The 14,086-nt window shown below is 50.5% G+C and carries 12 protein-coding genes; 4 read left to right on the top strand and 8 right to left on the bottom strand.

The window, feature by feature from the left end; all coding sequences use genetic code 11:
• Window positions 1-274 precede the first annotated feature (274 nt).
• From ACYQ2M_RS04295 to ACYQ2M_RS04260, 8 genes are all read right to left on the bottom strand, one after another.
• Window positions 275-1,402 (bottom strand): ABC transporter permease, encoded by a 1,128-nt coding sequence (locus tag ACYQ2M_RS04295; protein ID WP_459915087.1) that lies wholly within the window; start codon window positions 1,400-1,402, stop codon window positions 275-277.
• Window positions 1,399-2,538 (bottom strand): ABC transporter permease, encoded by a 1,140-nt coding sequence (locus ACYQ2M_RS04290; RefSeq protein WP_459915086.1) that lies wholly within the window; start codon window positions 2,536-2,538, stop codon window positions 1,399-1,401. Before ACYQ2M_RS04290 ends, ACYQ2M_RS04295 begins: the two co-directional genes overlap by 4 nt.
• A complete protein-coding gene (locus tag ACYQ2M_RS04285; protein WP_459915085.1) occupies window positions 2,535-4,511 on the bottom strand; it encodes an ATP-binding cassette domain-containing protein in 1,977 nt (658 codons plus the stop codon). Before ACYQ2M_RS04285 ends, ACYQ2M_RS04290 begins: the two co-directional genes overlap by 4 nt.
• A gap of 1 nt (window position 4,512) precedes the next feature.
• Window positions 4,513-5,712, bottom strand: a complete 1,200-nt coding sequence (locus ACYQ2M_RS04280; protein ID WP_459915084.1) for an HlyD family secretion protein — start codon at window positions 5,710-5,712, stop codon at window positions 4,513-4,515.
• 57 nt (window positions 5,713-5,769) lie between these two features.
• Window positions 5,770-6,837, bottom strand: coding sequence for a class I fructose-bisphosphate aldolase (locus tag ACYQ2M_RS04275; protein WP_459915083.1), 1,068 nt, complete (start codon window positions 6,835-6,837; stop codon window positions 5,770-5,772).
• Window positions 6,838-7,060: 223 nt separating this feature from the next.
• A complete protein-coding gene (locus tag ACYQ2M_RS04270) occupies window positions 7,061-7,591 on the bottom strand; it encodes a YkgJ family cysteine cluster protein (RefSeq protein WP_459915082.1) in 531 nt (176 codons plus the stop codon).
• Window positions 7,592-7,759: 168 nt separating this feature from the next.
• Window positions 7,760-8,269, bottom strand: coding sequence for a ferritin family protein (locus tag ACYQ2M_RS04265; RefSeq protein ID WP_459915081.1), 510 nt, complete (start codon window positions 8,267-8,269; stop codon window positions 7,760-7,762).
• 30 nt (window positions 8,270-8,299) lie between these two features.
• Entirely contained in the window at window positions 8,300-8,779 is a 480-nt protein-coding gene (locus ACYQ2M_RS04260; RefSeq protein ID WP_459915080.1) for a YbhB/YbcL family Raf kinase inhibitor-like protein, read from the bottom strand.
• Window positions 8,780-9,050: 271 nt separating this feature from the next.
• Between ACYQ2M_RS04260 and ACYQ2M_RS04255 the strand changes: the two genes are divergently transcribed.
• From ACYQ2M_RS04255 to ACYQ2M_RS04240, 4 genes are all read left to right on the top strand, one after another.
• Window positions 9,051-9,992, top strand: a complete 942-nt coding sequence (locus ACYQ2M_RS04255) for a YheT family hydrolase (RefSeq protein WP_459915079.1) — start codon at window positions 9,051-9,053, stop codon at window positions 9,990-9,992.
• Between the two features lie 337 nt (window positions 9,993-10,329).
• The gene (gene moaC, locus ACYQ2M_RS04250; protein ID WP_459915078.1) at window positions 10,330-10,818 is read left to right on the top strand and encodes a cyclic pyranopterin monophosphate synthase MoaC; all 489 of its coding nucleotides are present in this window, start codon (window positions 10,330-10,332) and stop codon (window positions 10,816-10,818) included.
• A gap of 14 nt (window positions 10,819-10,832) precedes the next feature.
• Window positions 10,833-12,059 (top strand): murein transglycosylase A, encoded by a 1,227-nt coding sequence (gene mltA, locus ACYQ2M_RS04245; RefSeq protein ID WP_459915077.1) that lies wholly within the window; start codon window positions 10,833-10,835, stop codon window positions 12,057-12,059.
• A gap of 460 nt (window positions 12,060-12,519) precedes the next feature.
• Window positions 12,520-14,073 (top strand): acyl-CoA carboxylase subunit beta, encoded by a 1,554-nt coding sequence (locus ACYQ2M_RS04240; protein ID WP_459915076.1) that lies wholly within the window; start codon window positions 12,520-12,522, stop codon window positions 14,071-14,073.
• The last annotated feature ends 13 nt before the right edge of the window (window positions 14,074-14,086 follow it).

Here is a 14,086-nt window from a genome sequence, read left to right as displayed (position 1 = left end):
TTTACCTCATGCTAATATGCACTTCACTGCCGCACAGGCAGCTTAGAAATCAAAATAACAGCATAAATCATCAAATAAAATACCAGAATATCGACATCTTTCTATCACCCTAAAAGTACTTTCTGTCACCCTAAAAGTACTTTACAGTCTTTTGGGGAAAATCCCTGGAAATGGGGAATGCGATAAAAAAGTGTAAAGTACTTTTGAAGGATACCAGAATATCATGTATTTAAATAGGTCAAGATGGACGTTAACCCGTCATGAAAACGAGGGCTTAAGACAACGTTTTACTGAACCGAGCCCAGGCAAGAGAAATAAACACCACAGCCAGAGATGCCTGGGCTGCAACAGCTGGCCAGAGCACCTTTAACCCCACTCCCTTCATCACAATACCACGAAGAAGTTCAAGATACCAGCGCATGGGATTCACCCCCGTAGCATACTGAACCAGATCCGGCATGTTCTTGATAGGGAACATGAAGCCCGACAGCATCACGCATGGCATTAAAATTAAAAAACTGGTGAGCATGGCCTGCTGCTGGGTGGTGGCACTGGCACTGATCATCAGCGCAATACCCATATTACCCATGAGATACAGTCCGGAAAGCAGGTAGAGCAGACCGATATTGCCCTTGACCTGGATGTTGAACACCATGAAGGCCACAAAAAGCATGATAGTCATGGAGATATACCCCGTGACCATGTAAGGAAGGGTTTTGCCCAGAATGAACTCAATTTTTTTAATGGGGGTGACCATCACCTGTTCAATGGTGCCAATCTCCTTTTCCTTGACAATGCCGATGCTGGTCAAGAGCAGACTGAAAATAAACAGCATCACGGCAATGAGGGAGGGTACAAAATAGTAGCGACTTTCCTGGTTGGGGTTGAACCAGGCAATGGGGGCGGTGTCCATGGGCTGTGTCATTTTTCTCATGCCCTGTTTTTCCAACTGTTCCTGGAATTTCCGGTTGGAATAGGCTGTGATGATGCCGCCAGCATATCCATTGACAATGGCCGTGGTATTGCTGTCCGTGCCGTCGGTGAGGATTTGGACTTGGGCGGTCAATTTCTTTGTGATGGTCTTTTCAAACCCGTAAGGAATCACCACCACCGCCCTTACCACGGCGTGATCCAAAAGATCTTTTATCTCTTTCTGAGACACGGCCACATGGGTGATCTGAAAATACCCTCCGGCGGTGAAATCGCTGATCAGTTCCCGGGAGGACGGGGTCTTGTCCATGTCCAGCAGGGCCGTTCGGATGTCTGTGACGTCCGTTGTCAGAGCAAAGGCCATGATGACAAGCTGGATAACGGGCATGCCCAGGATCACCATGCGCATGCGGGGATCACGCAGAATCTGCAGAAATTCTTTTATCAGCATCTGTTTGAGACGGTGGATCATGAGGGTTCCAGTTTGAATTTGAATTTACGGTGGGCCACAAAGATCATGATGAGTGCATAAACAAGGAGCAGCAGGGCATCCAGCCACAGAATCTCAAGACCGATACCCTTTAAATAAATGCCCCGGAGGATGGCAATGAAATACCGGGCCGGAACGATGTAGGTGATGCATTGGATGGGTACGGGCATGTTTTCAATGGCAAATACAAATCCGCTTAAGATCAGAGTGGGAAGATAGCCGGACACAATGGCGATCTGGTTGGCCAGCACCTGGGACTTTAATACAATGCTTAAGGTCATGCCCCAGAAAAGAGCACCGGTGAGGAAAATGGCGGCCATGGCAAACAGCAGACCGGCATTGCCCACAATGGGTACATGAAACAGCCATTTGCCCATGACAACGGCAATGGTAACATCAAGCATGCCGATGACAAAATAGGGGACCACCTTGCCGATGATCAGCTCAGGTCCCTGTAACGGGGTGCTGATGAGCTGTTCCATGGTGCCGGTTTCCCACTCCCTTGCAATGGTCACGCTGGTGAGCATGGCGGCAATCACGGCCATGACAATGGCGATGATGCCGGGGATGATGACATTCTGACTTCTCAGATCCGGATTGTACCAGGACCTTGGCACCATCTCCACGGGTGGGTTCAGGTGGGGTTTGCCGGTCAGCTGCATTCTTTTTGTGGTGAGACCGGTTGAATAGATATGGCCCAGGGTGGTGGCATAGCCCATGGCAAGGCGGGAGGTGTTGGCGTCACTGCCGTCTCCGATGATCTGGATGCTCACCTCTTTTTGAGCGTTTATTTTTTCGGAAAAATCCGATGGGATGATGATGGCCACCATGGCTCGCCCCCGGTCCAGGGCCAGTTGGAGATCTTCATAACGATCATGATAGCCCACCATGGAAAAATAGGGGGAGCCGTCAAACAGGCTTAACAGTTCACGGCTCTCCCGGGTGCGGGACTGATCCCAGACCACGGTGGGCACTTTTCGTAAATCAAGGGTCAAGGCGTATCCGAAGATCATGATGAGAATCACCGGGATGGCAAGGGATAAGAACAGGCTTCGCCAGTCCCTTACCACATGGAGGAACTCTTTTCCGGCCACGGCAAACAGGCGTTGACGGTTCATCTGCCTCTCTCCTGTTGCTGTGGGGCTGCGGTATTTTTATCGTCGGCTTCAATGAGGGAAATAAAGACATCTTCCATGCCCGGCATGATTTTTTCCAGGGTGTACCCGGTGAGGTCCCGGGCGGTCAGGTGTTGCCGGATGCTTTTTTCAGCGGATGCGGCATCCGGGGTGACCACGTGGAGTCCGGCACCGAAAAGGGCGACATCTTTAATCTCTGGGAGGGTTTTAAGTCCCTGTATCAATTCCTGGGGGGCGGTGTACTTGAGATCCAGGATCTCTTCATGCATGTGCCGGGTTTTAAGCGCCAGGGGAGTTCCCATGGCGATCATTCGGCCCTTATAGATAAGGGCCATACGGTCACAGTACTCGGCCTCTTCCATATAATGGGTGGTGACAAAAACGGTGACCCCCCGGTCGGCCATGTCGTAAATCAGATCCCAGAAACGCCGGCGGCTTATGGGGTCCACCCCGCTTGTGGGTTCATCCAGAAACAGAAGGGGCGGTTCGTGGAGAATGGCACAGGCAAGCGCCAGGCGCTGTTTCCATCCGGCGCTTAACGATGCGGTCTGGGCATTACCGTGGTCGGAAAGTCCTGCCATGTCCATGGCCCAGGCTTTTTTATTTTTCATGGCAGATCCTTTCAATCCATAGATGCCGCCATAAAATTCAATGTTTTCCGCCACGGTGAGATCTTCATAAAGGGAAAATTTCTGGCTCATGTAGCCGATGTGCTGCTTGATCTGTTCTGCCTGGGTATGGACATCAAAGCCTGCCACCACCCCCTTGCCGGAACTGGGGGCAAGCAGGCCGCACAGCATGCGGATGGTGGTGCTTTTCCCGGCGCCGTTGGGTCCCAGAAATCCGAAAATTTCGCCTTTTTCCACCGTGAGGCTTAAATCATCAACGGCTTTGAAAGTGCCGAACATCCGGGTGAGATGATTCACCGTTACGGCTGTGTCCACAGTCCCCCCGGGGGAGGGTGAGGCATTGGGGGCAGGGGATTTTTGCCCAGGTGGCTCAGACACAGCCACCTTTTTTTTTGACATCATGCTGACAAAAATATCTTCCAGGGTGGGCAAGGCCTGTTTGATGTCATCCACCTGGAAATTCTCTTTGTTGATGAATTCCAGGGCTTTTTCCATGCTTTCTGGAAAATTGTCACAGACAAGGTGCACCGTGTCCCCAAAGACATTGACCCCGAGGCCGGGCCATTGTTTCCTCAGCAGGGTATTGATTTTTCGGGCATCCGGGCTCCTGATGGTGAGAATTTTTTCTTTCATTGACCGTTTGATCTCCCGGGGGGTACCCATGGCAAGGAGTCTGCCCTTGTCCAACAAAGCGATGGTATGGCATCGTTCGGCTTCGTCAAGATAGGCTGTGGTGACCAGAATGGACACGTCCTGTTTGACGATTTCGTATAGAATTCGCCAGAAGTCCCGTCGGCTTACCGGGTCAACCCCGTTGGTGGGTTCATCAAGCAGCAGCACCTTGGGTGTGTGAATAAGGGCGCACATGAGCTGCAGTTTCTGCTTCATGCCCCCGGACAGATCACCGGCCCTTCTTTTTTTAAAGGGTGCCATGTTGCTGAACCCAAGAAGTTCTTCAATGCGTTCCCTTCGGTTATTTCTGGCCATTCCATAAAGATCTGCATAGAAATTAATGTTTTCCATCACCGTGAGATCCGGATACAGCCCGAATCGCTGACTCATATAAGCCAACTGTTCCTTTACTTTAAAACCGGCGGTTTTCGTATCATGTCCTGCAATGGTGGCCGCTCCGGAGTCGGGGTCCATGATGCTGGCAAGCATGCGAAGGGTGGTGGTTTTTCCGGCACCGTCGGGTCCCACAATGCCGAAGATTTCACCTTTGTTTACCTGAAAGCTGATGTCGTCAACGGCCAGGACATTGCCGAATGTTCGAGTGAGATGAAGGGCTTCAATGGCCGGGGAGGGTGTCTGGGCATGGGCTGTCAAATTAATTCACCACCGGTACAATGGGTGTAATGACGGCGTCGGCAGGCATGCCCGGTTTAAGTTCGCCCCGGGGGTTGGCAAGTGCAATTTTGATTCTGAACATCAGCTTTACCCTTTCTTCAAAGGTCTGGACGGACTTGGGCGTAAATTCGGCCTGGCTACTGATGAAGGTGAGACGACCCTCAAAGGGTTTGTCGGGAAAAGCGTCGGTGAATACATCTGCTTTATCATTGAGCCGGATTCTGCCCAGGTCTGTTTCCGTGATAAAAGCCCGGAGCCACGGATGATCCAGATCCCCCAGGGTGACCACCGGGGTGGAGGGGTTCAGGTATTCGCCGGGTTCCGCAGATCTTACCAGGATGATTCCGTCCATGGGGGCGAAAAGTTCTGTGTAGGAAAGCTGCTGCCGGGCCTGATTGACCCGCTGCTGGGCCTCATTGACCTGGGCTTTTGCCTGCTGGATGGTTTCTTTTCGGGGGCCCTGCTTCACCAGTGCCAATTCCGCTTCAGCCTGGGCAAGGGCGGCTTTTGCCTGTTCAATCTGTTCCTGACGTGGGCCTTCTTTTCCAAGGGACAGTGCCTGGCGGGCGGTATCGACCCTGGATTCTGCCTGGGTTACCTCGTTTCGGGCCACTTCATACTGGGTCTGGTATCGCTTGAACTCCTGGGGACTTGTGCCATTTTGATCATACAGAGCGGAAAACCGATCATAATCGGCCTTTGCCTGGCTGAGCCGGGCCCGGGCGGATTTTACGGCAGCCAGGGCGTTGTTCACATCGGATGTGGCGCTCTGGATTTCCTGGGGACGGGTGCCCCGGGTGAGCTCCAGTACCACCTGTCGGGCCTGGAGCACCCGTGCACGGGATCTGTCTATCTCTTCGGGACGGCTGCCTGCCATGAGTTCGGCAAGCATGGACTCCGCCCGGGCAAGGGAGGCCCGGGCAAGGGCCAGGGCGATGGTCTGATCCTCATTTTCCAGACGGGCCAGCACATCGCCTTTGGCCACTTTATTCCCTTCATCCACAAGGCATTGGGCCAGCCTTCCGGTAATCTTAAATCCCAGCTGCACATCGGTTATTTCAATATTACCGGACATCCGGATGGTGTTTGAGGAAGGCTTTTCCCGTAAAAAAATAAAACCTGCCGTGGCGGCTGCACCGATCAATATGGCAAGGAATATGAATCGCCTTGATTTTTTCATGGACCCCTCCCGAAACTGCCCTATGTTGTGACCAAGCCAGAGCTTTTCATTCACCGTTTATGCAATGGTGATTTCCCGATTAAGATAGACATCCTGGATGGCATTTAAAAGGGTGATTCCTTCTGCCATGGGCTTCTGAAAGGCCTTGCGCCCGCTGATAAGCCCCATGCCTCCGGCTCTCTTGTTAATAACGGCGGTTTTCACGGCCTGGGCAAGATCGTCTTTGCCCGAAGCGCCTCCGGAATTGATCAATCCCATGCGGCCCATGAAATTGTTTGCCACCTGGTAACGGGTCAGATCAATGGGGTGATCACTTGAAAGCTGTGTATACATTTTTTCGTCGAATTTCCCAAAGCTGCCGTTCTGGTTCAAGGCTTTATATCCAAAGTTGTTTTCCGGCAGTTTCTGCTTGATGATATCGGCCCCCAGGGTAACCCCCAGGTGGTTGGCCTGGCCGGTGAGATCGGCACTGCTGTGATAATCCGTGCCATCCTGCTTAAAGGCATTGTTTCTAAGATAACACCACAAAATGGTGGCAAGCCCCATGTCATGGGCCTCGGAAAACAGCCGGGCAATTTCCACGATTTGGCGGTTACTTTCCGGGCTGCCGAAATAAATGGTTGCCCCCACGGCGGCGGCGCCCATGTCCCGGGCCTGTTTAATGGATGCAAACTGAATCTGATCAAAGCCGTTGGGGCAGCTTAACAGCTGATTGTGATTGATCTTTAAAATAAAAGGAATCTTGTGGGCATATTTTCTGGCAACACTGCCAAGGGCGCCCAAGGTGGATGCCACGGCATTGCAGCCCCCTTCCATGGCCAGCTTGATAATGTTTTCCGGATCAAAATAGATGGGATTGGGGGCAAAGGATGCCCCGGCCGAATGCTCAATGCCCTGGTCAACGGGCAGGATGGACAGATAGCCTGTGTTCTGAAGTCTGCCATGGCTGAAAAGGGCCTGGAGGTTTTTCAACACGGGAATGGAACGGTCTGAATTTACAAAAATCCGATCCACCCAGTCCTTCCCGGGCAGATGGAGTTGCTCTTTTGAGATGGTTTTGCAGGTGTGATTGAGCAAGGATTCTGCCTCATTGCCAAGCAGTTCTTCAATTTTATTCAAGGTCATTATTGTTCTCCTCTTAAAATGTGGGGATTGAGCATGACATCGGCCAGTCATGATTGGGGGCCAACGGGGTCAGGCTTGTGTTATTGGCGTTATCGATCACAGCCTGTGCAAACACCCAAATCACCGATAATGCCAATAACGCAAGCCTGACCCCATTTATGTGACCCCATTTATGTGGGGCAACGCAGGTGTGACCCCATCCATAAAAGATGGCCGAAGGTGATCAAGTCCCGAAAATGGATGGAGGGAGGGAGCAGACCTGCGGGGGGCTCACCTCGCACGGCTCATGGCTTTTTTTGACCTCTGTGTACAGGAGACCAAGCCATTGTCTTGCTTTGTCTGCCGGCATGTCCAGCTGTTCAAGGATGACAGACCAGTTTTTTTCCCTTGATATGGGGCAGGATGCATCAATTCCCATGATTCCTTCCTCGGTGTAGGTATACGGATAAAGCCTGCAGATCAAGGGGCGACAGTCATAGGGCAGTTGACATCCGTTTTCCGTGAGCATGGAGCAGTTTTTTTCCGCAGTTCTTTTTAATACGCGGACCTTGCCCGTGGGTTCCATGATCAAGGGCAGCCATTGGGGGTCATATGCCGGGCAGATCTCTTCCAGAACCGGGGGTTCAAGGGTGTAAAAATTTTGATGTCCGAGAAAATCGGATACCCGTTGAATGTCGCCTGTTGTAAGATTGACCTGGTTGTTTTTACAACAAGATGTTCCGACGCGGGCACAACTCATGCATGGTTGAGTCACAAGAAAGCTCCTGTAAGAAGGGTTAGGGACGTGACAGTGCGGGGAGAAAAAAGACGACCTCACCGTTTTGCGCTGAATATAATGATACATACCAAACAGTCAAGGGGGGTGCTGTCTTTTTTTCAACCCCACAGATCCATGCGTGTGTCGTGCTTCCGTCCGGAAAAATTAGCCTTCTTCCATATCGGTTTCCATGAAATCAAACCAGTGCCCATTGTTTGAGGCATGATCGAGTTCTATCTGCACAATTTTTTCGTGACGTTGTTCTATGGTTACGAATTTTTTAAATATTTCTTTGATGGATCCTTCTGTCTTGCCACAGGCGTCCTGATAGAATTCAGTGGTTTCAATTTCAAATTGCAGGGCCGTATTTAAGACCCGTTGGACATTGCCCAGAAACTGCTGGGGAATCTTTGCCTTCATTTTTTCAATTTTATTCTCAAGGTCTGAGGGCTGGGGTATGGACGAATTAAGTTTTGCAATATCAATCTGTCCTTTTGATTTCAACATTTCAAGGCTGTATTCCAGAAAATCAACATGGGATTGTTCGTCGTCTGCCAGGGCCTTGAAAATGCTTTTTCCTCTTTTATTATCAATGGTCTTAACAGCTGACAGGTACAGGTCTCTGTTCTTTTTTTCAAACGCCAATGCAGACATAAAAATTTCTTCAGAAGTCATGTTACCTCCGGGCGATGGGGGGGGCTTTTTTTAATCTCTTTTATAACGTCCCATAAGTCGGTTCATTCCAATAAGATGGGGTTCTATTTTTGCCAGTAACTGCCACAGGTTCAGGCCCGGTTCCAGTTCCACTGCCTTATTCAGTGCCAGTACCCAGAAATAATAATTGTGAACCCCATGTCCATTGGGCGGCATGGGACCGTTGTAACCGGTTTGTCCGAAATCTGTAATACCATTTGTATATAAGGGGGTGCCTTCATCCAGGTGCGTCACATCTCCGGGAATATTATAAAGTACCCAGTGAACAAATCCATAGGTGCCTGTGCTGCTTACCAGCGGGGCATCCGGGTCGTGACAGATAACGGCAAAGGCCCTGGTTCCTTCGGGTGGGTCTTCCCATGATAATGCCGGAGAAACATCTTCTCCTTCGCCGGTGAACCTGGACGGCATTAGCGTATCATGTTTAAATGCGTCACTTTTCAACTGCATTTTTGTCGGTGCAAAACCCATGGTGGCTCCTCCTTTCTTTTTGGTTTTTGAGTTACACAATTACAATTCAGACTACTGCTGTTTGTTCTTTATGTCAATGGGATGGGCTTTAAATCCTCAGCTTTTACACAACCCTCTGCATCAATGTTTACGAGGCACCCAGACCTTGAAAAATTCATGCAGGGTGGATAAGATGGTTTCAGATTGCTGTTCTCGACAGGAGATGTTCATATTTCGTTGTGTCCATCAGGACATGCAAGTTATATAAAAAAGAATAAGGAGAAAAAAGCCAATGGATTACACACCGCCATGGGGCATGCATAACGGCCATATTCAATCCGTTTTTGCCTCCATGTGCCGAAAAATGGATATAAACGGGCTTTACCAGCGGGAGCGCGTAAATACCCCGGATGGGGATTTTCTGGATCTGGACTGGGCCAGAAGAAAAAGTACCACCCTTGTTATTATTTCCCATGGTCTTGAAGGAAATACCCACAGGCCCTATGTCACGGGCATGGCCAAGGCCGCCAACCGCATGGGCTGGGATGCCCTGGCCTGGAACTATCGCTCCTGCAGTGGTGAACCCAACCGGTATCTGCGTTCCTATCACAATGGGGTTACAGAAGATCTGTCCTTTGTGATTGACCATGCCCTGAACCGGGGTCATTACCAGTCGGTTTACCTGGTGGGGTTCAGCCTGGGGGGCAATCTTACCCTGGTGCATCTGGGGCGGGACACGGTGCATCCGGCGGTGAAAAAAGCCGTGGTGTTTTCTGTACCCTGTGATTTGGCCACCAGTGCCAGCGTTCTTGCCCGGCCTTCCAACCGCATTTATATGGAACGTTTTTTGCGCAAACTGAGAAAAAAAATACGAGACAAAATGCGCCTGATGCCGGGGAAAATAGATGATCATGGCTATGAGCAGATAAAAGATTTCAAGGTGTTTGATGACCGATACACAGCGCCCCTGCATGGATTTCTGGATGCTGAAGATTATTGGGAAAAATCCAGCAGCCTTCAATTTATCCCCCATATCCGTGTGCCCACATTGATTGTCAGCGCCCTTGATGACCCTTTTTTATCTCCGGCGTGTTATCCTGTAGAAGCAGCTGAAGAAAACAGCACGATAACACTGGAAATCCCCCGTTCCGGGGGGCATGTGGGATTTGTGGCCTTTAACAAAGAGGGAGAATACTGGTCGGAGAAAAGGGCCATGGCGTTTTTGAACCAGTAGTGGGGGAAAAATAGTCTTGCCTTGAAAAGGCACTGTGGATATAGTCAGGCGATTTTATTTTATATGAAACACTAGGTACTGATAGCAACTGCTTTTCCATTGTTCGTTGTGGCTGGTGCTCACAGCCATGCGGGTTTTATATGAAAAGGTAGCCTTCAAGTCTACCTCAGCAGAGCCGCCCCCCGACGGGCAATAGGAACCGGCCAATCGAGCCGTCTACGGTTCCGGGCCGGGCCCATTGCCCGTCGGGGGGCGGCGGCATGATATCATTTTCAATATTCGTTGTGGCTGGTGCTCACAGCCATGTGAGTTATATAAAAAATATGAGGAGTTTGAAATGACAGATTTTACACACCTGGATCAGGATGGACGGGTCAGAATGGTGGATGTGGCAGATAAGGGAATGACCAAACGGGTGGCCGTGGCCCGGGGATGTGTCACCATGACCGGAGATACCCTTGCCCGCATCATGGATGCCACGGTGAAAAAAGGAAATGTGCTGGAGGCGGCCCGCATTGCCGGGGTCATGGCTGCCAAAAAAACAGCGGATCTCATTCCCATGTGTCATCCCCTGAACTTGACCCATGTAAGCGTGGATTTTTTCCCTGATCCGACAAACAATGCAGTGGAAATTGAGGCAAGCGCCTCTTTGACCGGTCAGACCGGTGTGGAAATGGAGGCCCTGACTGCGGTGTCTGTGGCGGCCCTGACCATTTATGACATGTGCAAATCCTATGATAAGGCCATGGTCATTTCCGACATTCACTTAAAAAGTAAGACCGGTGGTAAAAGCGGCAGCTTTCTGGCCCGGCGATATCAGGAATAAGACGCGAAAATTTCATGATAAAAAAGTGGTTAAAAAAATGGTGCCTTGTGTTGGGTGTGTGCAGCATGCTTCTTTCCGGAGGGGGCTGCCTTTTTTCTTCAAGAACCCCGGATTCCCTGCCGTCGGTGTCTTTTATAAAGTTGCCTGAAAGGGCCTTTCCTGATTTCGAAGACACCCTGGCCAACCCGGATCTGGACCGGGCGCTGGCACAGAGTCTTGTGTACTATGGTAAAATCCCCGCAAACCGGATGTTTAAACTGGGAGAAGAGACCTTTTCGGCCGCACACATGAAGCGGTCCCTGGAATATTTTCTCCAATTCATTGAGACAAAGCCTTCATCGGATGCGGTCACCCGATTTGTTAAAAGATATTACGATGTGTTCCAGTCCATGGGACGGGATCGCAATAAAGAAGTGCTGTTCACAGGATATTATGAGCCAAGTCTCCGGGGAAGTCTGACCCGGGACGAAACAAAATATCCGGTGCCCCTGTACAGTCTTCCCCGGGATCTGGTGCGGGTGGATCTTTCCCGGTTTTCGTCAAAATACAATAAAGATGCCATCCTCACCGCCAGGGTGACTCCAGATAACCAGGTGGTGCCTTATTTTACCCGGGCGGAGATCAACGGGCGAAGCGATTTTTATCTTCTGGCACCGCCCGTGGCCTGGGTATCCAACCTTACGGATCGGTTTTTTCTGGAAATCCAGGGGTCAGGCCGGGTGGAACTGGATAACGGGGAGGTGTTGCGGGTTCATTATGATGGCAAAAATGGGCATCCCTACCAGTCAATCGGGCGATATCTCATTGATCAAGGCGAAATCCCAAAAGAAGAGATGTCCATGCAGGCCATCCGGGCATGGCTCAAGGCGTATCCCCATCGCCTGGAAGAGGTGTTTCATCATAATACCAGTTTTGTTTTTTTTCGGAAGGAAAAAGGCGGGCCCTATGGCAGCATCGGAGTGGCCTTGACCCCCCTTCGCTCCATTGCAACGGACCGGTCTGTTTTTCCCCGGGGGGCGCTTTGTTTTGTGGAAACCAGCATGCCTTCCATGGACGCACCGGGAACGTTGGCAGAGCGCTTTAACCCGGTTTCAGGCTTTGTGGTCAACCAGGATACCGGTGGTGCCATTAAAGGCCCGGGTCGGGTGGATTTTTTTTGTGGCCATGGACCCTGGGCGGAGCATGCGGCAGGCCATATGAACCATACTGGACGTATTTATGTACTGGTGCTGAAAAAATAATTTTGGCTTTGATCATAAGCTGATTCCATCCCCATGTTGTTATTAAGCCCTGTCCTTAATGATATTAGAGACTTGTTCATTATATGAATGTTCTTCTTTTGCCTTGATTGCTTGACATGGCCTGCTTTTTTATCTACAACTTTGACAAAATCTTTTTAAATGTAAGCCTGAGCCCCCGGCCCCCAGGGGTGTTTCCGTTGTGATTGCGCCTTAATTTCTTTGAATAGTATAAAAACGTCCTTGTGGCTGAATCTGTATGAAGAATTATATTTAGTTTATGGTGCGTGTTTAGTTGTTGACAGCCCCAATGGAATTGTAGTTCACTACGCCTTCAGGTTTACTGAAATAAATGTATTGATTGGCCTTGGGATGAATATCCCGAAACGTGGCATTGCACTTGGTGTTTTCCATTGATCGGTGAACGGCTTAATTAAAATATAGTAACAGAAAGGGTGATATTATGGGTGTTGTAGCTGATAAAATCAAGGATCTTAAAGAACGGGAAAAAAAGATCCTTGGCATGGGGGGCGAGAAAGCCCTTGCTAAACGAAAAGAACAGGGTAAGCTCAATGCCAGGGAACGGCTTGATCTGCTTTTTGACCAGGGGACCTTTCGTGAAATTGATATGTTTGTAACCCATCGGTGTACTAATTTCGGCATGGAAACAAAAGAAATTGCCGCTGATGGTGTGGTCACCGGTCATGGCCTTGTGGCGGGAAGGACAGTATTTGCATATTCCCAGGATTTTACCTCCCGGGCAGGTTCCATGGGTGAAATGCAAGCCAAAAAGATCTGCAAAATCATGGATCTGGCCATGAAGGCCGGTGCCCCGGTGGTGGGAATCAACGACTCCGGCGGAGCCCGCATCCAGGAAGGGGTAGATTCCCTGTCCGGATATGGGGAAATTTTCTTTCGTAACGCCTCGGCTTCCGGGGTGATTCCTCAGATTTCGGCCATCATGGGACCCACCGCCGGTGGCGCCGTATACTCACCTGCCATGACCGACTTTATTTTCATGGTAAAAGACACCAGCTACATGTTTATCACAGGTCCCCAGGTGATTAAGTCCGTCACCGGTGAGGAAATTACCTTTGAGGATCTCGGCGGAGCCATGGCCCACAACGAAAAAAGCGGTGTGGCACAGTTTGCATGTGATAATGATGAACACGCCCTGGAAGAGATTCGGACCCTGCTGTCCTATCTGCCGTCCAATAACATGGAAGATCCGCCATTAAAGCCCACAACGGATGATCCTCATCGCATGGACCCGGCCCTGGATGAGCTGATTCCAGACAATCCCAATCAGGCCTATGACATTAAAACCGTCATCAGCTCCATTGTGGATGATGGTGAATTCTTTGAGCCCCACGCCCATTTTGCAAAAAATATTCTGACCTGCTTTGCCCGGCTCAATGGTCGCCCCATCGGTATTATTGCCAACCAGCCCCTTTTCATGGCCGGATGCCTTGATATCAATGCCTCGGACAAGGCCACACGGTTCATCCGTTTCTGTGATGCCTTTAACATTCCCATGCTCACCATTGCCGACGTGCCCGGTTATCTGCCTGGCAGTGACCAGGAGTGGGGCGGCATCATCCGCCATGGTGCCAAGCTGCTGTGGTGCTACTCCGAAGCCACGGTGCCCAAGCTGCTGCTCATCACCCGGAAGGATTATGGCGGATCATACCTTGCCATGTGCTCCAAACATCTCGGGGCGGACATGGCCTTTGCATGGCCCAGTGCTCAGATTGCCGTGATGGGAGCCGAAGGTGCAGCCAATATTATCCATGCCAGGGAAATCAAAGGCGCTGAAGATCCTGTTGCCAAACGAAAAGAAAAGATAGCAGAGTATGAAGAACTCTTTTCCAATCCCTATTGTGCGGCCAGCCGCGGATATGTAGATGCTGTGATTCAACCGGCCCAGACCCGCATGCGTCTTATTGATGCCCTGGAAGCCCTGGGCACCAAACGTGAGACCCGGCCCGCCAAAAAACATGGTAATATTCCCGTCTAATTCGGAGGCAATA

The sequence above is a fragment of the Desulfocicer niacini genome (genome assembly GCF_054657595.1).
This window is presented reverse-complemented; position numbering and strand designations above follow the sequence as displayed.